The organism is Bacteroides uniformis (assembly GCF_025147485.1).
GTDB lineage: Bacteria > Bacteroidota > Bacteroidia > Bacteroidales > Bacteroidaceae > Bacteroides > Bacteroides uniformis.
Window position 1 is genome coordinate 4,142,289 of the sequence record NZ_CP102263.1, and the last position, 20,575, is coordinate 4,162,863.

The following is a 20,575-nucleotide window of genomic DNA, read 5'->3' on the forward strand; positions in this document are numbered from 1 at the left end:
AGAAATTATGAAAAAGATATTATTCATAGCATCAGCAATACTGATTCTTCTTTCAGGATGCGAAAACTTCCTCGATTCGGAACTTTTGACCGAAAAGACAACCGCCAACTTCCCGGAGACAGAAAAGGATGCCCAAGAGATGGTGACGGCCATATACGCCCATCTGTTGTTTGAAAGTCCTGAAACCTCTTCCCAGTATTACATTGCCCAGTTGGCAGGTGACGACTGTCTGGGAGGCAACCTCTCCTACTCCAACAACTGTGCCACCAACTTCCTTATGTACAGTGGCAATCTGAATACATTTGCCGGTATCTGGGACCGTTGCTACACCCTTATCAACCGTGCCAACAATGCCATCAACACAATGGAGAATGTGAAATCATGGTCCAGCGAGAGCGAACGTAACCGACTTTTCGGTGAGTCCTACTTCCTGCGTGCCATGGCTTATTATGAGCTGGCACAAGTCTTTGGCGGAGTTCCTTTACGCACCACACTGGAAAGTACCAACCTGCCGCGTGCATCCGTAGACGAAATCTACGCCCAGATTGCAGCCGACTTGAAAAACGCCATTGAAATGATGCCGGCAAAGATTTATCCGAAAGGCTCAGACATGACCGGACACGCTACAAAATATGCTGCCGAAGCCATGATGGCACGTGTATTCCTTTTCTATACCGGACGCTACGAAAAAAACGAGCTCCCCAACGGAACTACCAAAGAGGAAGTCATCTCTTGGATAGATGACTGTGTAAACAACTCCGGTCATAAACTGGTGTCCGACCAACGCAACATCTGGGCCTACACCAACGATGCTACCGAAGACAATACCGAAGGGTTCCGTTACCAATACGTTATCAACCATAACCTGAAATGGGAAGGAAACAGTTCCGACGAAACTTTATTCGCCAACAAGCATAACCTGAAATCCGACTGGACCTATACCTGGTTCTCCAACACATGCGCGCAATTCTATTCACCGTCTGCCGACAACTATTCCAACAAAGACAGTTATCCCTTCGGCACCGGTTGGGGAGCTGGCCCTGTATCTCCGGCTATGGTCAACGAATGGAAAGACTGGGCCGCCAAGCAGACCTATACGGACGGTTACAAGGAGGATCCCCGTCTGACCGGTTCCATATGGTCGTACAAAGCACTTGATCCGAATGTTGCCGGCAATGTACTGATGGACTGCACCATGGACGAGGGTGAACCGGAATATACCGTATCCTATCGTTACTATGAACAAACCGGCTATTTCCAGAAAAAATACATCAATATCAATTCCTACAATGAAGGCAAAATCGAACCTTTCGGCAAGCAGATGTTCCCCGGAATATCTTCGCAGACATCCCAACAGCTACTCCAAATAGCCGACTTGATTCATATCCGTTTTGCCGACGTTCTGCTCATGCAGTCCGAGCTGAAACAAGACGCTACGGGTCTGAACAAGGTACGTGCCCGCTCCCACTTGGCTCCGGTGGCCTACTCCCTGGAAGCCATCAAGCAGGAACGCCGCTGGGAACTTGCATTCGAGTCCATCCGCTGGTGGGATATCCTTCGCTGGTCGGGTCCTTCGCTTGAGGAAGCCGGTGACATACTCAACAAACAGACCGGGTTCAATATAATAAATGCCGCTACGGTGGTACCGATGGTCAAATTCGACTATAAGAAACGCCTACAAGCAACCCAAGGCTACTGGCCCATTCCGCAAGACGAAATCGACATCTCCAATGGAGTCCTTGAGCAGAATCCAGGCTGGGATGCATCTGCCCAGTTCTCGGATTGGAACAATATGTAAGAGTATTAACCTATAAATAAAGACAATATGAAAGTAACAAAAATATTGATAGCAATGCTTGCTTCAGCCTTCATCGTTACTGCATGCGATCCTATCGAAGACGAAGACTTGCGAGACAAATATGTGACTGATGCCGGTACACCCATAACCAAGGAGGCATTACAAGCCGCCATATCCATTACCCAACCCTTCCCCAACCAAGACGGAGTAGTGGAAGGCGACCAGTATATCGCCCTGAAAAACTCCCGCCCGGACATTGGCGGTTCATGGCACATAGAATGGGGGGGCGAAGGAAGTAAACAAAGTAAGACTCTGGTCACGGACAACGCTACGGTCATCATGGAGTCCAATGCGGACTATTCCATCTACTATATGGGCATTTCCGCCAATCAGATTATCAAGACAGATCCGGTTGTAGTGACTGTGACCAATGTATTCGACGATTGGTCCACTTACTTCACCGGTGCAACCGACAAGAGTGACAAATCTGCCAAGAAGACCTGGAAATTCCGTGAAGTCAGCTGGGGTTCCGTCTGCAATATGGGGGCTCATGGAGGCTGGAAATATACCAGTGCAGGCTATACTCCCGAATCAAATTTTGCCTGGTGGGCCAATGTCACTGCCGCCGAAGCGGGAGACCAGTCCATGGTATTCGAATTCGACGGAAACAAGATGAAAACCTATGATGCCAGCGGAAACCTGAAGGCAGAAGGTACTTTCTCCTTCACACACGAAAAACCGGAAGACGGAGTACTGGGTGAACTGATAACAAGTATCCCCACCATCGGAGGAAATTATGACGACAACGGACAAAGCGTAGGCAGCAACAAATTCTGGCTGCTGACACTGGATGAGAACTATATCACAATCTATCATCCCGGCAAGTATAGCGGTGGTGTGGATTGGGACGACAGCGGCTGGTATGCTTATTTCAAGACTGAAGCAGAAACCGATTCTGAATAATATGCACTCTCTATGAAAAGGAAACTGCTATTTATAATAGCTACTGTCTTTCTAGTAGCTGCATGTCACAATGACGACTACATGCCCGGACTGCCAGCTCCGGGAAATGAAGACAACGAGACCGAAATGGCCGAGCAGGTTGCAGGCCGGGTTGCATTGGGCTACGTCACTTATTATGGCACATCCATACCCGATGCCAAATACCTGACCCACATAAACTACGCTTTTGCAGAATTATATGTTAAAAACGGAATTTATGAAAAGTTTGGCCTGCAAGGTGATAAATCCCGTTTTGATAAGGTAAAGAAAATAAAGAGCCAGTATCCACATGTGAAGATATTACTCTCTTTTACCAATAGCGTTTCCAATACTGACAATTCCCAGGACGGAGGTTTCTCCGCCCTGGCGAAGAGTCCGGAAATGCGCAAGCAATTCGCACAAGACTGCAAAGCCTTTGTTTCGAGTGAGGGCATAGACGGTATTGACATTGACTGGGAATTTCCCGGTATGACTTTCAGCAGCAATGCCTATGACGAGTTGGTAGATGTGGAAAACTTCACCCTATTGATGAAAGACCTGCGTGCAGCGTTGGGGCAGTCCACCCTATTGACCTATGCAGGTTATTGCATGGACAAGCGTCCCCAAGGCGAAGGCTATAAATATATTGATGTAAAGGCCGTAGACCCGTATGTAGATTTCGTCAATATCATGGCCTATGATCTGGTTGATGCCCCCCAGCATCAATCAGCATTGAACAAGCCAAGTAATTACTGGGACTGCCAGCGTTCCGTAGACGAATACCTGAATGCAGGGGTATCTGCCGACAAATTAGTGTTGGGAATTCCGTTCTACGGAAGAGCCGATTTCAATGCCGGCGGCAGCATCAATTATCGGGATATTCTCAACCTGAGTAAGGATGACGGCTATGTCATCGAAAATTGGGATACAGAAGGCAATGTCCCCTATGTCACCAAAAACGGCAGTTTCTACTGTGGTTACGACAATCCCCGCAGTATTGCCGCAAAAGGTGAATGGATATTAAAAAATGGCATGAAAGGCATGATGTTCTGGGATTATGAAGGCGATGACACCATGGGAACCCTACGCAAAGCGCTGTGGAATGCCGTCATGAAAAAATAAGTAACTTAACACACATTCTCAGGAGGTTATTCCGGAAATTAGGGTAAGGGTAATTTTGCATACGATCTTCATTCAAGGCAAGAATACTGACGGAATAACCTCCTTTCCTCCTCCAAGACTACAAAACCTTTTTTCATTTAAGTTGTTGAAAGCACATTCATCAAAACCTAACTTAAATGAAAACAATCTTAAAAGCAATGTTTCTGTTGTGCGTAGCCGGACTTCCCTTGTCCACTATCCATGCACAAAAAAAAGAGATTATCGATGACGAAGCCCCCAACGGCATTGTCATAGTTACTATCGACAAAGCGGGCGACGAGATTATCCGCATCATGAATGAGTCACAATTGCCTTACATCCATGACCCGAAAGCTCCCCGCTTCTTATTGATGGACAAACAAGGCAAATTCGCCCTGGGTATCGGAGGGTATGTCCGTGCCACCGGCGAGTATGATTTTGGAGGTATTGTGGATGATATTGACTTTGTTCCTGCCAACATTCCAAGCAGTAGTAAAATCAAAAATCAATTTCAAATGGATGCCAGTACGGCCACTATCTTTCTGAAATTAGTCGGACACACCCGGCTATTGGGTGACTTCACAGTCTATACAGCCGGAAATTTCCGAGGAGGAGACAAAACATTCCAGCTACGGAATGCTTATATGTCATTCCGAAATATAACGGTGGGATATACTTACGGCGGTTTCATGGACTTAGGCGCCCTCCCCTCCACCATTGACTTCCAGGGGCCCAACGGTGCCACGTTCTACCGCGCTACACAATTGTCATATACTTATAAAGGGCTGAAAGACTTTCGTTTCCAAGCTTCCATCGAGGCGCCTGCCGTTGACGGCACAACAAGCAGCCAATTCGAAATTGCCCAGCAACGCATGCCGGACTTCACAGCTTCGGCACAATACAGTTGGAACAGCAGCAGTCATCTGCGTATAGGAGGTATCATCCGCAGCATGACATATACCAGCACGAAAAGGGACAAGGCTTCCAGCGTCACCGGATACGGTGTACAAGCCTCAACGACCTTCAACCTCGGTAAAAAATGGCAGGCATTCGGACAAGTCAACTATGGTAAAGGTATCGGGCAATACCTGAATGACATCAGTAATCTGAACGTCGATATTGTCCCCAATCCCGAAAAGGAAGGCAAAATGCAGGCATTGCCCATGCTGGGCTGGTATGCAGGTCTACAATATAACATTTCTCCAAAGATATTCCTTTCAAGCACTTACAGCATGTCCCGCCTTTACTCTGAAGACGGTTATCCCAACGACCTGCCAAGTACCTACCGCTACGGACAGTATTTCGTAGCCAACGTATTCTGGAACGTAACCCCGAACATGCAGGTAGGCGCTGAATATCTGCGTGGCTGGCGCACCAACTTCGACAATTCCACCAACCATGCCAACCGTATGAACCTGCTTGTACAGTATTCTTTCTAATCCAATATAAAATAAGAAAGAAGCCGCCTCAAATCGATATTTGAGACGGCTTCTTAATATATAAAGGTAGGATTGTGAAATCAGAACTTATAGTCAACACCAAGACCAAACACTTTATTAGTACGGCTATAAACATTCTTGGTGGTTTCACTTATCTTCTTTGTATAATCATCATAGTTTGTCCAAAAATAGGCTATATTCATAGTCAAATGCTTTGTCATTTTGATGGCAGCACCAAACCCCAGTGAATAAGAGTCACATGAAAAACTTATATCACTCTGAAAATCATCAGCCAAGCCATAATCTGTACGCTGATAACCACCACTGATGGTCAGCTGTTTAGCTATATCCCATTCTGCACCAATCAAAATTTCATGTGTGCCATGCTTCAACGCTTTCTGCTTATCATTGGCCATCCCTGCCGCTTTATCAAAAAAATGGTGATATTCCAGCGTTGCACGAAGCGTAGGAAGGAATTCATAACCAACAGCTGCAGTCAATAATGCAGGGATATCACTCGGAGTATTCACACCATCCTTATAGTCAGCCAAAGGATTCCCTTCATCTCCCATAGCAGTTCCCATTGCACGCACTTCAGCTTTTTTGGTTTTATTTTCGAGATTAAGACTTGTCATAAACTCGTACTTCAACCCAATATTCCATTTGCCCAACTTCACATCAGCTCCCAAGATAGGGGTCAATCCCCAGCCGGTCTGGTCGCAGTCTAAATCGATACCAACCAATTCCATGCCACCATAAGTAGGAATATTACTGTGTGCTGTTGCAGTCAGAAATCCTTCATACCCACCGGTAAAATAATTCATACGTCCACCGGCAAACACACCTAACCAATCATTAACTTGATACGACAACCCCAATTGCACACCATAAATAAACTGGCTTCCATCCATTGCACTATTGATAGAATACATATTGGGAGTGATTTGACCACCCGAAATAGTATGGACTTGTCCCATCACCATTGAATCGAACATACCCAAACCATCATCAAACGATGCCTTACCGCCACCACCTACAACAGCAAAGCTACCGGAAATAGTCCAGTCTCCTTTTTTATATGCACCTTGAAAACTAGGAATGAAAGGAGCAGAAGCTTTTCCTTTATAATAACGTGTATTCCCATCTTCAATAAACAAGGGAAATGTCGCCTTTATGTTACGGGTCTGATAAGCACTTTGTCCATTCAAAGACAAATAGAGACCATCTTCCGGCAAGAAGGCCAAACCGGCCGGATTAGAATAGACACCGTCAATATCAATGGAAGCACCACGCGCTAACATTCTAAGAAAAGATACATGCTGATTTGTATTTGTTAGGATACCACCCGCAAAAGTTGGAATTGAAACGATTAACATCGCAATGCCAATCAACGAAAATTTTCTCATCTAAATCTTTTTTAATTGTTTTCGGGCGCAAAGGTACAATAATATTGCACATGAAAAAGAATTTTGTGCATAAAGTTATCCTAATATAGAACTTTAATTGAAATACCAAATAGTTTCTGATGAAACAAATAGAAATAATTATCATTTTATGAATCCTTCCGGCCACTGAACCATATCAACTTTCCACTTGTTATCTCCCTATAATTATGTAACATTTTAAAAAACAACAAATCCCATGGCATACACTATCGCATTTTTTGGCAGCAAACCTTATGATGAAGCGTCTTTCAACGAAAAAAACAAGGAATATGGTTTTGAGCTCCGCTACTATAAAGGGCATCTTAACAAGCACAACGTTATTTTAACCCAAGGAGTAGACGCAGTCTGTATTTTCGTGAACGACACGGCCGATACCGAAGTTATCCGTCTGATGGCAGACAACGGCGTGAAATTATTGGCGTTGCGCTGCGCCGGCTACAACAATGTAGATTTAAAGGCAGCTGCCGACCGTGGCATTACCGTAGTGCGTGTCCCTGCTTACTCCCCTTATGCCGTAGCAGAATATACCGTTGCCCTGATGTTATCCCTCAACCGTAAAATTCCACGTGCTACCTGGCGGACACGAGACGGAAACTTCTCGCTGCACGGACTTCTGGGCTTCGACATGTACGGAAAAACTGCAGGCATCATCGGCACGGGAAAAATAGCCAAGAAACTGATATGTATCCTGCGTGGATTCGGCATGAATATTCTTGCCTACGACCTCTATCCCGACTATAATTTCGCCCGTGAACATCAAGTGGTATATACCAGCCTGGATGAGCTATATCACAATTCGGATATCATCTCCCTGCACTGCCCGCTGACTGAACAGACCAAATATCTCATCAACGACTATTCCATCAGTAAAATGAAGGACGGAGTAATGATTATCAATACCGGACGTGGACAACTCATCCATACCAACGCCCTGATTGAAGGACTAAAAAACAAGAAAATCGGCTCTGCCGGCCTGGATGTGTACGAAGAGGAAAGCGAATACTTCTATGAAGACCAATCGGACAAAATCATTGATGACGATACCCTGGCGCGGCTACTGTCCTTCAATAATGTCATCGTCACTTCGCACCAGGCCTTTTTCACACGCGAGGCACTGGCAAACATTGCTTCGACAACCTTGCAGAACATCAAAGATTTTATGAACCATAAGCCACTGGAGAACGAGGTCAAGGCATAGTCCCCACTCATTTATAAATTCTTAGACATCGGTTTTTAAACTTTATAGCTTTCCAAAGCGTTACTAGTACATAAACCATTTTAAGAAAAGGAATAAATTATGAAAAAAGTTATAGACAAATCAGACAGCAGAGGTCATTCCCTATATGATTGGCTTGACAGCCACCACACCTTCAGTTTCGACGAGTATTACAATCCCCGCCGGATGAATTTCGGCGCCTTGCGTGTACTGAACGACGACCGTGTGGCTCCGGGAAAGGGCTTCGGCACACATCCTCATAAAAATATGGAAATCATCTCCATTCCCCTGAAAGGGAAACTGAAACATGGGGACAATCATCAGAACAGCCGCGTCATCACTCCGGGAGATATACAAACCATGAGCGCCGGCACCGGCATCTACCACAGCGAAATGAACGGCAGTGACACTGAAGCGGTAGAATTCCTGCAAATCTGGGTGATGCCCGAAAAGCTGAACACACCACCCGCATACCAGGACTTCGACGTACGTCCACTCCTGCGCAAAAATGAAATGGCACTAATAGTATCCCCTGACGGCGATGCTCCTGCCAGACTGCTACAACAGACCTGGTTTTCTATCGGTGAAATAGAAGCCGGAAAGAAGATTGACTACCACATGCACCAATCGCATTCCGGTGCATACATCTTCGTAATGGAAGGTGAAGTCAAAGTGGACGGCACAATACTCTCACGTCGTGACGGAATGGGAGTATACGAAACCGGCAGTTTTGAGCTGGAAACATTGAAAGACTCTCACATTCTCTTCATAGAAGTACCGATGTAGCGTGCTTTTGCATAAAATAACAGCTTAAACCGGAAGTTTGTGTAGCGTTTTTTGTAATATTGCGCTATAATTCAATCCGTAAATGAAACTTGATTACATCTACCATAGCGGCTTCGCGATTGAAGCGGACGGAGTGACGGTCATTATCGATTACTATAAAGATTCCTCGGAAGAGGTTTTCAATAAAGGTATCGTGCACGACTATCTCTTGGAAAAGCCGGGCGTACTCTACGTACTATGCTCGCATTTCCATCCCGACCACTTCAATCGCGAAGTTCTTTCATGGAAAAAACTGCGGCCCGACATCCGCTACATATTCTCCAAAGACATCCTGAAGCACCGCCGCGCCTCAGCGGAAGATGCCACCTACATCAATAAGGGCGACACCTACGAAGACGAACATATCCGTATCCAGGCCTTCGGTTCTACCGATGTGGGTATCTCCTTCCTGATAGACCTGCAGGGCAGACGGCTGTTCCATGCCGGTGACCTGAACAACTGGCACTGGAGCGAGGAATCCACTCCGCAGGAAATACGCAAGGCCGAAGGTGACTTTCTGGCCGAAGTGAGAGAGCTGCAGCAAACTGCACCTGCCGTAGATGTAGCCATGTTTCCGGTGGACAGCCGTATCGGAAAAGATTATATGCGTGGAGCAGAACAATTCGTGGAACGAATAAAAATCACTATATTTGTACCGATGCACTTCAGCGAAGATTATCAGGGAGGCAACGCATTCCGGCAGTTTGCCGAGAGCAAGGGATGCCGCTTTCTGAGCATTGCACACCGTGGTGAAAGTTTCGAACTCCCCAACTTGTAGCCCATAATTCGTAAATTAATAATTAAAACACATACTATTATGAAAAATTTGACACAACTTCTTTTTACACTGTTTTGCCTTTGTCTGCCGGCCATGCTGCAGGCGCAGGATAGGGACGACAGTAAATATCTGGCCGGTGCTGTTCCCGAGGTGGACGGCAAAGTGGTATTCACCAAAGAATTCAGCATCCCCGGCATGTCTCAGGATGAAATCTACGAACGTCTGCTCGGCTGGATGGATGCCCGTCTGAAAGAGAATGAAAATACCAGCCGTGTAGTATTCTCAGACAAAGAGAAAGGACAAATTGTAGGTATCGGGGATGAATGGATTGTATTCAGTTCTACGGCTCTGTCATTAGACCGTACCAAAATCCTTTACCAGCTGACTGTGACCTGCCAACCCGAAAAGAGCGTGCTCGAAGTAGAAAAGATACGGTTTAACTACCGCGAAGGAAAAGAAAAATATACCGCCGAGGAGTGGATTGTAGACAAGTATGCCTTGAACAAGGCGAAGACCAAACTGGTACGCGGACTTGCCAAGTGGCGCAGAAAAACCGTAGACTTCGTTGATGACCTTTGCCTGGGAGCAGCAGAAGCATTGAGCGCCACCACTGCCAAAGCTCTGGTAGAAGAAAAGAAGGAAGAAAAGAAAGAGGTGAAGGCTGTCGTCAATTCCGGTCCGACGGTAATCACCCCGAAGAAACAAGTTACCGTGGAACCTGCCCAGGCTGCTGAAAAGGCATCCGAAGGCATCGTGAAAGATGCCCAAGTCATCGAAGTGCCCCAAGTCAAGAAACCTGCCGCACTGGTTCCTGCCCAAAAGAGCCAGCAGCAAGAATACAAAACCATAGCCCCCGAGCAATTGTCAGCCGATGCCATCCAGACCGGAGCAGGCAAATTGGTTATCGTCATCGGCCAAGAGCCTTTCAACATGACCATGATGACAGCAAACTCCGGAGGTTCTTTGGGCAAAGTCAACGGCAAACCAGTTGTATTCAGCATACTGTCGCCCGACCAGCCGTATGAACAAATGGAAAAAGCAGAAAGCTATACCATCCGTTTCTATCCTACGGGACAGACAGAGCCTACGGTCATTCTGGAATGTAAGAAGCTGCCTTCACCGGCAACGATGGAAGGTATGCCACGCACGTATGTAGGCGAAATTCTGAAAGCAATGGTCAAATGACCGCACACGCAGACTGTAAATTGTAAATAATCAAATCAGAAATAAACAAATGGAAATAAAAAGTAAATTCGACCATTTTAATATCAATGTCACCAACTTGGAACGTAGCATCGCATTCTACGAAAAGGCACTGGGGCTGAAAGAACATCATAGGAAAGAGTCGTCCGACGGCTCTTTCACTCTGGTCTATCTGACCGACAGCAGTACCGGCTTCCTGCTGGAACTGACCTGCTTGAAGGAGCATCCACAAGCCTACGAATTAGGGGAGAACGAGAGTCACCTCTGCTTCCGCGTATCCGGTGATTACGACGCCATACGCCAATACCATAAGGAAAACGGATGGGTATGTTTCGAAAACACAGCAATGGGACTGTACTTTATCAATGACCCGGATGACTATTGGATTGAGGTACTGCCGGAGAAATGATATTTTACATCACTAAAACAACGAAATATATGAGTATAGAAGAAGCGATGATGGGTGGTATTGTCTTCAAAGGCAAAAAGGACAAACCTAAAGAAGAAAACAAGATAAAGACCAAAGCCAAGAAGAAAACCTACATTACCGGGCAACACGGTTCCGCCTCAGCCAAAATGAAAGCAGAAATCCGCCGCAAACGCGCTAACAGACATAAGAAATGATAAATACAGCCTTATTGCCTGCCGACAAGGACCCGATGGGCGCAGCCATAGCCGATTACTTTAAACGGCATAAAGCCGACCGCCTACGCGTGTTCTCTTCACAATTCGATGAGGACGAAATTCCCGTCGAAGAGCTATTCCGCACAGAAAAGCAAATGCCCTTGCTGGAGCGTACTGCTCTGCAAATGGCGACCGGAAAGATTCTGGATGTGGGTGCCGGTAGCGGTTGCCATAGCCTTACCCTGCAAGAAGCCGGAAAAGAGGTCCATGCCATCGACATTTCCCCGCTTTCCGTGGAAGTGATGAAGCAGCGAGGTGTGCGTAGCGTATCACAAACCAATCTGTTCAATGAACAGTTTGCCGATGAATACGACACTATCCTGATGCTGATGAACGGTTCCGGCATTATCGGAAAGTTGGAGAATCTGCCTGATTTTTTCCGGAAGATGAAGCTACTGCTCCGGCCTGGAGGCTGTGTTTTAATGGATTCCAGCAACCTGAGCTATCTGTTCGAAGAGGAAGATGGCAGTATTGTTATCAACCTTGCCGGTGATTACTACGGAGAGGTAGACTTCCAGATGCAATACAAGAATGTCAAAGGCGACTCCTTTGACTGGCTCTATATCGACTTTCAGACCCTGAGCATCTATGCTGCCGAAAATGGCTTCAAAGCAGAGCTGGTGAAAGAGGGTACACATTATGACTATCTTGCCAAACTATCCCGACAAGCATAAAAGTGAAGTGCCCCCTAAAAGTTAGACAAAAACTTTTAGGGGGCACTTCCTTTTTTATATCTTGCCTATTCCTACTATTCAGAAAGCATTCCGTCAATCTCCTTCACCAGAGAAGCAAATTCTTCAGGGTTATACAGACGTGTCAGCTTCACAATACGCCCTTCCTTATCAATCAGGACATTGCGTGTGATACCTGCCTTGCGGAGCGCATACTTCGCAAATATATCCGCTCCCGGGTCCAGACCCAAAGGATAGGTCACTCCGGTTGACTTACCAAAAGCAATCACTTTCTCCAACGGCTCGTCACGGTCGATGCCAATCAGCATAAAATCCGGATTCGACTTATGCTTCAGCCATATATCCTTCTCAATGAAAGGCATCTCCTTACGGCATACCCCACACCAGCTCGCGGTAAACTGCAACATGACCACCTTCCCACGAAGTCCCGAAAGGGTAATGCTTTTCCCATCCGTCAGCTTCACTGTAAAATCTGGAGCCATCTCCCCTACCTTAACGATGTAGCCGGTACTGTCCGCCACTACATCCTGCGCCTTGCCTGCCATGCTGCACATAGCAAACAGACAGAAAATCAGAAATCCAACTTTTTTCATTTTATTCAATCTTTAATAAGTAAGCTGTAACTATTCAGCGAATGATATTTTATAGAATGGGCAAACAATTCCCTATAACAAAAAACTCCGAAACACTTTTAAAAAGCAGTTTCGGAGTTTTATTCTTCGAGGTACCTGGCAGATTCGAACTGCCGTACACGGTTTTGCAGACCGCTGACTAAGCCACTCATCCAAGGTACCGGTTCTTACAAGAACTCTTTATTTCTCGTTTGCGGATGCAAAGGTAGCACTTTTTTTGAAACTACCAACTATCCGCAACAACTTTTCTTCTTTTTTTTCGTCACTCCACTGCACTCCGCACGCTTCTTATCATACAAATTCTTTAGTTCACAGCCACTTGCACAACTATCACACGGATTACCATTTTCTTTGACCCGATGAGAAAAAGAATAAATACTCATGCCAATCCGCACAGCGCAGAGCAACAACAATAAGGCTACTACCCACTCCTGCCAACTATTCATCATAAAAACAGACCTCCTATCTGATAAATTGCGAAAGACATCAGCCAGGCCAGCGCAGTAGTATAAAGCCCCGCAAACACGGCCCACTTCCAACTGCCCGACTCCCCTTTAATGGCTGCCAACGTGGCGATGCACGGAAAATAAATCAGCACAAACACCATGTAACCGAAAGCCACCAGGGGCGTTATCGGAATGCGTTCACCCAAGCTTACGGCATCTGCCTCGGCATCGTCGGCATAAAGCACTCCGAGCGTGCTTACCACCAGTTCCTTGGCGCCCACGCCGGAAAGGATGCCGATGCCCAGCTTCCAGTCGAATCCCAACGGTTCAATGACCGGTTCCATGGCTTTACCAATCCGGCCGATGTAGGAATTCTCCTGCTGTTCCGTCACACTTTCATATTCATCGTGGTTGGGATAATATCCCAATGCCCAGATAACGATGGATGCCACCATAATGATGCCTCCCATCTTGCGGAGATACTGCGCCCCCTTCTCCCACGTATGGCGGAAGATGGCCTTGGACGTCGGCATACGATAAGGCGGCAGCTCCATGACAAACGGCGTATCGTCTCCTTTCACCAGAAAGCGGCAGAAAAGACGTGCCATGACCACTGCCAACAGAATGCCGATGGCATAGATTACTAACAGCACAAAGCTCGCATTGTTCGGGAAGAAGGCGCCTACCAGCAATAAATAGATGGGTAGACGAGCGCTGCACGACATCAGCGGATTGATGAGCATCGTCACCAGACGGCTCTTGCGGTTCTCGATGGTACGCGAAGCCATAATGGCGGGCACATTACACCCAAAGCCCATAATCAGCGGAATGAAAGACTTTCCATGCAGCCCCATTTTATGCATAATCTTATCCATAATGAAAGCGGCACGTGCCATATAGCCCGAGTCTTCCATCAAGGAAATAAAGAAATAGAGCAACAGAATATTCGGCAGGAAAACAATGACACCGCCCACACCTCCGATAATACCATCCACTAGAAGGTCCTTCAGCGGTCCTTCGGACATGTTGTTGCATATCAGGTCGCCCAATTCGCCTACCAGCCATTCAATCCCCTGCATAGGATAGTCGCCCAGCACAAAGGTGCCTTCGAACATCAGATAAAGGAAAAGGAAGAAAATGGGATAACCCCATACACGGTGAGTAACGATTGAGTCTATGATTTGAGTAGTGCGCGACGTATCCTGATGATTGTCCACATAGGTCTCGCGCAGGGCACCGGCTATAAAACCATACTTGGCATCGGTGATGGCCTGCTCGCTCTCCTCGTTCACCACCTCGGCAATCCGTGCCTCTTCCCGGTCGCGGACAGCAAGAATCTCCTTTCCATTGGGCAACTCCTCCACAATCTTTTTCAAGTCTTCGTCGTTCTCCAGCAACTTGATGGCAAGGAAACGCGTGGAATATTTGTGACGGATGTTCTCATTGACGCTGATGACGCGCTTCACCTCCTCAATGCTACGTTCCAGCTCGGGACCGTGATTGATGTGGATATGGCGGAAAAAGCCGCGCGGCTGTTCCACCTCTTCTTTATGGCTGCCGAAGTCATGGTCGGGAACATACTCCTGATGCCAGCTGCGAAGGTCACTCAATATCTCGCTGCGCATCCTGCCCTTATGGTCGAGGAAGTCGCCGCCTTCGTAAATATTGATAATCACATGGAACAGCTGTTCAATGCCTTTTCCGCTACGGCTGACCGTAGGCAACATCGGAACTCCGAACAACTGGCTGAGCTTTACATAGTCCAGCGTGTTTCCACTGGCTTCCAGCTCATCGTACATGTTCAGTGCAATCACCATGCGCACGTTCATGTCAATCAGCTGGGTGGTGAGATAGAGATTGCGTTCCAGGTTGGAAGAGTCCACAACATTGATAATGATATCCGGCGTTTCATTGATAATGTGCCGGCGGACATAGATTTCTTCAGGGGAGTAGGCCGAGAGGGAATAGGTTCCGGGAAGGTCGACAATACGGAAGTGGTAACCTTGGAAATCAAAATACCCCTCCTTGGCATCTACCGTAACGCCACTGTAATTGCCCACATGCTCGTGCGAACCGGAAGCGATGTTGAAAAGAGAAGTTTTACCACAGTTGGGATTTCCCACCAAAGCCACATTTATGGTGCGGCGTTTGCCGAGGGCCAGTTGCTTCAGCTCATCTTCGCCCAGATGCATGTTTTCGCCCAACCCCTCGTGGTAATCGGGCTGCACAGCCTGCTCCTTAGCTTCCTGCTCACTGATAATCTCTATCATCTCAGCCTCCTGCCGACGAAGAGAAATCTCATATCCCATTACTTTGTATTTGATAGGGTCGCGTAGTGGGGCATTCAGCAAGACCTCCACTGTTTTACCTTTAATAAATCCCATTTCCACAATCCGTTTGCGGAAACCACCGTGTCCCAGCACTTTTACGATTACACCTTTTTCACCGGTATTCAATTCGGACAAACGCATAGTCTTTCTGCCTTTCTTTTCTATTTTGGGGGCAAAGATAATACTTATGTCCGCAAGGCACAAATAATTTAGAATGTTTTTAAATAAGAGACACTAAACAATAATGCCCAGAAGGCAGAACACTACTTCCAGAGATACTAAATCGTAACTTCACCACACCTTTGTTCTTTTCTTACCACAGCTGTGGTAAGAAAAGAACAAAGGTGTGGTATGCATAAAACACAGCTGTGGTAAGATTAGCTTTTAGCAAATACGACCTTAGCCGATAGAGATTCTGAAAATAGATACTTGCAGATATGGCAATAAAAATCGTTTGCACTATCTTTGCACCACTCTATAGTTGAATATGCAGAAGGTAGTACAATACATCGAGCGCCACAAGCTCTTCTCGCTGGACGACAAGATACTTGTGGCACTGAGCGGCGGGGCGGACTCCGTGGCGTTGCTGCGCCTGCTCCTCAGCCTGGGATACACATGCGAAGCCGCCCATTGCAACTTCCATCTGCGCGGAGCGGAATCCGACCGCGACGAGCACTTTGTACGCCAACTCTGCCTGGAGCACCGGGTGACGCTGCACACCGTCCACTTCAACACGGAGCAGGAAGCAAAGGAACGGCATATCTCCATCGAAATGGCTGCAAGGGAATTGCGCTACGCGTGGTTCGAAAAAACAAGGGAAGCATGCAGTGCAGCTGTCATTGCCGTCGCCCACCATCAAGATGACAGTGTAGAGACATTGCTGCTCAATCTGATTCGCGGTACCGGCATCAACGGATTGCGGGGTATACGCCCCCGAAACGGACATATAGTCCGCCCCTTGCTCTGCCTGGACAGAAAGGAAATCGTCGGTTATCTGGAAAGTATCGGGCAAGCCTACGTGACGGACAGCACCAATCTGCAGGACGAATATACCCGCAACAAAATACGCTTGAACCTGCTTCCCATGATGCAGGAGATAAACCCCTCCGTCAAGGAAAGCATCCTCAAAACGGCAGAGCATCTGGACGATGCCGCCTCTATATATAATATAGGTATAGAAGAAGCCAAACTGCGAGTCAAGACACCGGAAGGCATAAGTATCGGCGCCCTGAGGCAAGAAGCGGCACCGGAAACGGTCTTATTTGAAATTCTGCATCCGCTTGGATTCAACGCCGCACAAGTAAGGGACATCTGCCGGACATTGGACGGACAGCCCGGCAAAGTCTTTGCCACCCCCGGCTGGCGTGTCATCAAAGACCGCGGCTCGTTGTTGATAGAGCCCGTACAGGAAGCCGTAAAGCCCTTATTGGAAATAAAAGAACATCCTTATACACCGGATTTCATGATTCCACGCAACAAAGCCACCGCCTGCTTTGATGCCGACAAACTCCAGCATCCCCTCTCGCTACGCCTTTGCAGGCAGGGAGACAGCTTCGTGCCCTTCGGCATGAAAGGCCGGAAGAAGGTAAGCGACTACCTGACCGACCGCAAGTTCTCCCTTCTGCGCAAAGAACGGCAATGGGTGCTTTGCTGCGGAGATGACATCATCTGGCTGGTGGGAGAACGGGTGGACAACCGTTTCAGAATAGACAAAAAAACCCGGAAAGTGCTGGTCGTATCAACCATCGACCAGTAGCCATCACAGAATAATTCTGTCCTCCTTCTGTTTCTTGAAGCAATCGGAAAGCAATACGGCAAACGGCGTGTCATACGTGCGCGCCTTCTGCGGACAGCCTTTCACACAAGCACAACATTTGATGCATTTCTCTGCAACCGTATTGCACTCGTCTCCTTTTATAATGGCTCCTGCAGGACAATGCTTCACGCAATATCCGCAATGCGTACAACGTTCCGCATCCACTTGCGGAGTACGGGGCATAGGCACCCCACTCTTACGCAACTTGACGACTCTGCGCAAAAAGCGGAGCAACGGGAAGAAAGGCTGGCGCGGACGCTGGATACGGGTCACATCCACCCCATACAGTTTCTCCATATCTTCGGCCGCCGCAATTTTAGCACGTATTTTTTCACCAAAAAGCTTTGCATACTCCAAGTCGTCCGCATCCGGACGTCCGGCTGCCACCGGATATTTCTCACTGCTATAAGAGTGCTCTCCTACAAACGTAGCACCTGCAATTACCTTGAAGCCCAACCTCGTGACAAAAGCATCCAATTCCACCAAAGCCTTCTCATAGGCCCGGTTGCCGTACACCACCACAACCACGGCAGGTGCACCGTCAGCATGAAGCTCCTTCATCCGCTCCAATGCCAAAGGAGCCACATGACCGCCATATACGGGCACCGTGATGACCGCCAAAGCATGGGAAGGCACCTCCCTTTTACCCGCCGCCTCCAAGGTGAGGTCCACTTTGGAGACAGACGAAATTCCCGTTCCGTGAACAATTGCCTCTCCCACTTGTTTAGAGGTACAAGTAGGTGAAAAAGTTATCAACTGTACTTCATCTATATTCATAAACCAATCCTTCATGTTGTTGTTAATACAGCAAAGATAAAGTTTTAAATTTAAAAAAAAGATGATTTGTTTATGAAACCAAAAATATTTATTACCTTTGCACCGTTGAAACATTCTGCGACTTCTTGCTGTGGCAAGAATTGTTTATCAGATTTCCGGTTCAATAATAAATATCCCATATAAATCATATATCACAAGGTAAACTTGCCCAAGTTGCTTCCTACAACAACTGCAACTGTGCACTTATGCCTTTCAATAAAAGTAAATTTTAAACCATTCACATATATACTGTATGTATAACATCATTCAACTGAACGACAAAAATTTGTCGGAACTACAAACTATTGCCCAAGAACTGGGTATAAAAAAAACAGACTCACTCAAAAAAGAAGAACTTGTTTACAAGATACTTGACGAACAAGCTATCGCAGGCGCTACCAAGAAAGTTGCCGCCGACAAGCTGAAGGAAGAGCGTAAAGGGGAAAAGCAAAAACGCTCGCGCGTCACTGTAAAGACCGTAAAAAAGGAAGGTGCCGACAAAGTGTTCTCAGCCAATAAAAACGGAGACCTCACCAAAGCCAAAACAGAGGAAGCACCGGCTGCGAAAGAACAACCCAAAACTGTGGAAGCACCCCAAGAACCGACCATAGAAGCTGCAACGCCGGCGCCAGCCAAAGAAGCCGCCGTACCCAAACGCAAACCGGGACGCCCCCGCAAGGTAAAGGAAGAGACTGCTGCACCCCAAGCAACAGAAACCCCGAAGGTTGCCGAACCGGAATTGAACTTCGAGGCTAAAGCTCCGAAAACAGAACCTCAGGCAGAAGCCAAAGCAGAAAAGAATATCGTACCGGACGAAAGCCCTATCCTGGCCGAAGCGGCAGATGACTTCATCCCCATTGAAGACCTCCCTACGGAAAAAATAGAATTGCCATCCGAACTTATCGGCAAATTCGAAGCGACCAAAGCGGAAACTCCCGCCACTCCCACTCCTGCCGCTGCCGCTGCCCCAGCCGAACCGCAACAGCCACAACGCCCGCGCCTCCGCGCCCGCGACAACAACAACCCATACAATAACAACAACAATAACAACCGCAACGGTGGCTATAACCAACAGCGCCCCGTGCAGCAGCGCCCTGCACAACCGTATAACAACGGAGAGAACTATCCCGCCGCTCCGGAACGCAAACCCGTAATAGAACGCGAGAAGACGTACGAATTCGATGACATCCTCACCGGAACCGGTGTACTGGAAATCATGCAGGATGGCTACGGCTTCCTCCGTTCCTCCGATTACAACTATTTGTCCTCACCGGACGATATTTACGTATCACAATCACAAATCAAATTGTTCGGCCTGAAAACCGGTGATGTGGTAGAAGGCGTAATCCGTCCCCCGAAAGAAGGCGAAAAGTACTTCCCGCTGGTAAAAGTATCCAAAATAAACGGACGTGACCCGGCTTTCGTACGCGACCGCGTACCGTTCGAGCACCTCACCCCCCTCTTCCCGGACGAGAAGTTCAAGCTTTGCAAAGGTGGATACTCCGACTCTATGTCGGCCCGTGTCGTAGACTTGTTTGCCCCCATCGGTAAGGGCCAGCGTGCCTTGATTGTGGCACAGCCCAAAACCGGTAAGACCATCTTGATGAAAGACATTGCCAACGCCATTGCCGCCAATCATCCGGAAGTCTACATGATTATGCTGCTCATCGACGAACGCCCGGAGGAAGTTACCGACATGGCGCGTACCGTCAATGCGGAAGTAATCGCCTCTACCTTCGACGAACCGGCAGAACGCCACGTGAAGATTGCCGGCATCGTCCTTGAAAAAGCAAAACGCATGGTGGAATGCGGACACGATGTTGTCATCTTCCTCGACTCCATCACCCGCCTGGCACGTGCCTACAACACCGTATCCCCGGCTTCCGGCAAAGTGCTTTCCGGTGGTGTGGATGCCAACGCATTACATAAGCCCAAACGCTTCTTCGGTGCAGCACGTAACATCGAGGGCGGCGGTTCACTGACCATCCTTGCCACTGCCTTGATTGACACTGGCTCAAAGATGGACGAGGTTATCTTCGAAGAATTCAAGGGTACGGGTAATATGGAGTTGCAGCTCGACCGCAACTTGTCCAACAAGCGTATCTTCCCGGCTGTCAACATCGTTGCCTCCAGCACCCGCCGCGACGACCTGCTGCAAGACAAGCAGACACTGGACCGCATGTGGATTCTCCGCAAGTACCTTGCCGACATGAATCCGATAGAAGCCATGGACTTCGTAAAAGACCGTCTGGAGAAGACCAAAGACAACGACGAATTCCTGATGAGCATGAACAGTTAACAGCAACTGCATACAGATATTGTACAAAAGCTTCC

The 20,575-nt window shown here is 47.6% G+C and carries 18 protein-coding genes and 1 tRNA gene; 13 read left to right on the forward strand and 6 right to left on the reverse strand.

Annotated features, from left to right (window positions below):
* Window positions 1–7: 7 nt before the first annotated feature.
* The 4 genes from NQ510_RS16860 to NQ510_RS16875 all read left to right on the forward strand — a co-directional run bounded on the left by NQ510_RS16860 (window position 8) and on the right by NQ510_RS16875 (window position 5,358).
* Complete coding sequence (locus NQ510_RS16860; protein WP_005831509.1) at window positions 8–1,798, forward strand: RagB/SusD family nutrient uptake outer membrane protein; 1,791 nt, start codon at window positions 8–10, stop codon at window positions 1,796–1,798.
* A 27-nt stretch (window positions 1,799–1,825) separates the two neighbouring features.
* Window positions 1,826–2,761 carry a hypothetical protein gene (locus NQ510_RS16865; protein WP_016274291.1) on the forward strand — a complete coding sequence of 312 codons (936 nt, stop codon included), beginning with the start codon at window positions 1,826–1,828 and terminating at the stop codon, window positions 2,759–2,761.
* Window positions 2,762–2,773: 12 nt separating this feature from the next.
* A complete protein-coding gene (locus NQ510_RS16870; RefSeq protein WP_005831514.1) occupies window positions 2,774–3,901 on the forward strand; it encodes a glycosyl hydrolase family 18 protein in 1,128 nt (375 codons plus the stop codon).
* Window positions 3,902–4,077: 176 nt separating this feature from the next.
* Window positions 4,078–5,358, forward strand: a complete 1,281-nt coding sequence (locus tag NQ510_RS16875; protein WP_005831518.1) for a hypothetical protein — start codon at window positions 4,078–4,080, stop codon at window positions 5,356–5,358.
* Between the two features lie 80 nt (window positions 5,359–5,438).
* Here NQ510_RS16875 and NQ510_RS16880 read toward each other — a convergent pair whose 3' ends face one another.
* Entirely contained in the window at window positions 5,439–6,764 is a 1,326-nt protein-coding gene (locus NQ510_RS16880; protein WP_005831520.1) for an OmpP1/FadL family transporter, read from the reverse strand.
* Window positions 6,765–6,999: 235 nt separating this feature from the next.
* On the opposite strand from NQ510_RS16880, the gene NQ510_RS16885 reads away from it, so the two are divergent.
* The 7 genes from NQ510_RS16885 to NQ510_RS16915 all read left to right on the forward strand — a co-directional run bounded on the left by NQ510_RS16885 (window position 7,000) and on the right by NQ510_RS16915 (window position 12,183).
* Window positions 7,000–8,001 (forward strand): 2-hydroxyacid dehydrogenase, encoded by a 1,002-nt coding sequence (locus NQ510_RS16885; RefSeq protein WP_005831522.1) that lies wholly within the window; start codon window positions 7,000–7,002, stop codon window positions 7,999–8,001.
* A gap of 99 nt (window positions 8,002–8,100) precedes the next feature.
* Window positions 8,101–8,805 (forward strand): pirin family protein, encoded by a 705-nt coding sequence (locus NQ510_RS16890; RefSeq protein ID WP_005831524.1) that lies wholly within the window; start codon window positions 8,101–8,103, stop codon window positions 8,803–8,805.
* An 82-nt stretch (window positions 8,806–8,887) separates the two neighbouring features.
* Window positions 8,888–9,622: an MBL fold metallo-hydrolase gene (locus NQ510_RS16895; RefSeq protein WP_005831526.1), complete on the forward strand. Its 735-nt coding sequence runs from the start codon at window positions 8,888–8,890 to the stop codon at window positions 9,620–9,622.
* Window positions 9,623–9,661: 39 nt separating this feature from the next.
* A complete protein-coding gene (locus tag NQ510_RS16900) occupies window positions 9,662–10,807 on the forward strand; it encodes a DUF4468 domain-containing protein (RefSeq protein ID WP_005831527.1) in 1,146 nt (381 codons plus the stop codon).
* Between the two features lie 49 nt (window positions 10,808–10,856).
* Window positions 10,857–11,234, forward strand: a complete 378-nt coding sequence (locus tag NQ510_RS16905) for a VOC family protein (protein WP_005831529.1) — start codon at window positions 10,857–10,859, stop codon at window positions 11,232–11,234.
* Window positions 11,235–11,263: 29 nt separating this feature from the next.
* On the forward strand, window positions 11,264–11,449 hold the full coding sequence (locus NQ510_RS16910; RefSeq protein WP_008664928.1) for a hypothetical protein: 186 nt from the start codon (window positions 11,264–11,266) through the stop codon (window positions 11,447–11,449).
* Entirely contained in the window at window positions 11,446–12,183 is a 738-nt protein-coding gene (locus tag NQ510_RS16915) for a class I SAM-dependent methyltransferase (RefSeq protein WP_005831533.1), read from the forward strand. Before NQ510_RS16910 ends, NQ510_RS16915 begins: the two co-directional genes overlap by 4 nt.
* A gap of 74 nt (window positions 12,184–12,257) precedes the next feature.
* Here NQ510_RS16915 and NQ510_RS16920 read toward each other — a convergent pair whose 3' ends face one another.
* The 4 genes from NQ510_RS16920 to feoB form a co-directional block, all read right to left on the reverse strand.
* A complete protein-coding gene (locus NQ510_RS16920; RefSeq protein ID WP_005831535.1) occupies window positions 12,258–12,794 on the reverse strand; it encodes a TlpA family protein disulfide reductase in 537 nt (178 codons plus the stop codon).
* A 129-nt stretch (window positions 12,795–12,923) separates the two neighbouring features.
* A tRNA-Cys gene (locus NQ510_RS16925) sits at window positions 12,924–12,995 on the reverse strand.
* 68 nt (window positions 12,996–13,063) lie between these two features.
* Entirely contained in the window at window positions 13,064–13,279 is a 216-nt protein-coding gene (locus NQ510_RS16930; RefSeq protein ID WP_369739527.1) for a hypothetical protein, read from the reverse strand.
* On the reverse strand, window positions 13,279–15,750 hold the full coding sequence (feoB, locus tag NQ510_RS16935) for a ferrous iron transport protein B (RefSeq protein ID WP_034526129.1): 2,472 nt from the start codon (window positions 15,748–15,750) through the stop codon (window positions 13,279–13,281). The genes NQ510_RS16930 and feoB overlap by 1 nt, the downstream gene beginning before the upstream one ends.
* A 346-nt stretch (window positions 15,751–16,096) precedes the next feature.
* Here feoB and tilS point away from each other — a divergent pair, with 346 nt between their 5' ends.
* Window positions 16,097–17,365: a tRNA lysidine(34) synthetase TilS gene (gene tilS, locus NQ510_RS16940; RefSeq protein WP_005831546.1), complete on the forward strand. Its 1,269-nt coding sequence runs from the start codon at window positions 16,097–16,099 to the stop codon at window positions 17,363–17,365.
* A gap of 3 nt (window positions 17,366–17,368) precedes the next feature.
* On the opposite strand, the gene NQ510_RS16945 is transcribed toward tilS, so the two are convergent.
* A complete protein-coding gene (locus NQ510_RS16945; protein ID WP_034526131.1) occupies window positions 17,369–18,202 on the reverse strand; it encodes a 4Fe-4S binding protein in 834 nt (277 codons plus the stop codon).
* Window positions 18,203–18,494: 292 nt separating this feature from the next.
* Here NQ510_RS16945 and rho point away from each other — a divergent pair, with 292 nt between their 5' ends.
* Complete coding sequence (gene rho / locus NQ510_RS16950) at window positions 18,495–20,540, forward strand: transcription termination factor Rho (RefSeq protein ID WP_005831553.1); 2,046 nt, start codon at window positions 18,495–18,497, stop codon at window positions 20,538–20,540.
* Window positions 20,541–20,575: the final 35 nt, after the last annotated feature.

What these genes read in the sequence shown, in the direction of transcription:
- NQ510_RS16890 (WP_005831524.1), top strand. Translation starts at nt 8,101, where the DNA reads ATGAAAAAAGTTATAGACAAATCAGACAGCAGAGGTCATTCCCTATAT.
- NQ510_RS16910 (WP_008664928.1), top strand. Translation starts at nt 11,264, where the DNA reads ATGAGTATAGAAGAAGCGATGATGGGTGGTATTGTCTTCAAAGGCAAA.
- NQ510_RS16945 (WP_034526131.1), bottom strand. Translation starts at nt 18,202, where the DNA reads ATGAATATAGATGAAGTACAGTTGATAACTTTTTCACCTACTTGTACC.
- NQ510_RS16905 (WP_005831529.1), top strand. Translation starts at nt 10,857, where the DNA reads ATGGAAATAAAAAGTAAATTCGACCATTTTAATATCAATGTCACCAAC.
- NQ510_RS16920 (WP_005831535.1), bottom strand. Translation starts at nt 12,794, where the DNA reads ATGAAAAAAGTTGGATTTCTGATTTTCTGTCTGTTTGCTATGTGCAGC.
- NQ510_RS16885 (WP_005831522.1), top strand. Translation starts at nt 7,000, where the DNA reads ATGGCATACACTATCGCATTTTTTGGCAGCAAACCTTATGATGAAGCG.
- feoB (WP_034526129.1), bottom strand. Translation starts at nt 15,750, where the DNA reads ATGCGTTTGTCCGAATTGAATACCGGTGAAAAAGGTGTAATCGTAAAA.
- NQ510_RS16880 (WP_005831520.1), bottom strand. Translation starts at nt 6,764, where the DNA reads ATGAGAAAATTTTCGTTGATTGGCATTGCGATGTTAATCGTTTCAATT.
- NQ510_RS16860 (WP_005831509.1), top strand. Translation starts at nt 8, where the DNA reads ATGAAAAAGATATTATTCATAGCATCAGCAATACTGATTCTTCTTTCA.
- NQ510_RS16875 (WP_005831518.1), top strand. Translation starts at nt 4,078, where the DNA reads ATGAAAACAATCTTAAAAGCAATGTTTCTGTTGTGCGTAGCCGGACTT.
- NQ510_RS16900 (WP_005831527.1), top strand. Translation starts at nt 9,662, where the DNA reads ATGAAAAATTTGACACAACTTCTTTTTACACTGTTTTGCCTTTGTCTG.
- NQ510_RS16915 (WP_005831533.1), top strand. Translation starts at nt 11,446, where the DNA reads ATGATAAATACAGCCTTATTGCCTGCCGACAAGGACCCGATGGGCGCA.
- NQ510_RS16930 (WP_369739527.1), bottom strand. Translation starts at nt 13,279, where the DNA reads ATGAATAGTTGGCAGGAGTGGGTAGTAGCCTTATTGTTGTTGCTCTGC.
- tilS (WP_005831546.1), top strand. Translation starts at nt 16,097, where the DNA reads ATGCAGAAGGTAGTACAATACATCGAGCGCCACAAGCTCTTCTCGCTG.
- NQ510_RS16865 (WP_016274291.1), top strand. Translation starts at nt 1,826, where the DNA reads ATGAAAGTAACAAAAATATTGATAGCAATGCTTGCTTCAGCCTTCATC.
- NQ510_RS16870 (WP_005831514.1), top strand. Translation starts at nt 2,774, where the DNA reads ATGAAAAGGAAACTGCTATTTATAATAGCTACTGTCTTTCTAGTAGCT.
- NQ510_RS16895 (WP_005831526.1), top strand. Translation starts at nt 8,888, where the DNA reads ATGAAACTTGATTACATCTACCATAGCGGCTTCGCGATTGAAGCGGAC.
- rho (WP_005831553.1), top strand. Translation starts at nt 18,495, where the DNA reads ATGTATAACATCATTCAACTGAACGACAAAAATTTGTCGGAACTACAA.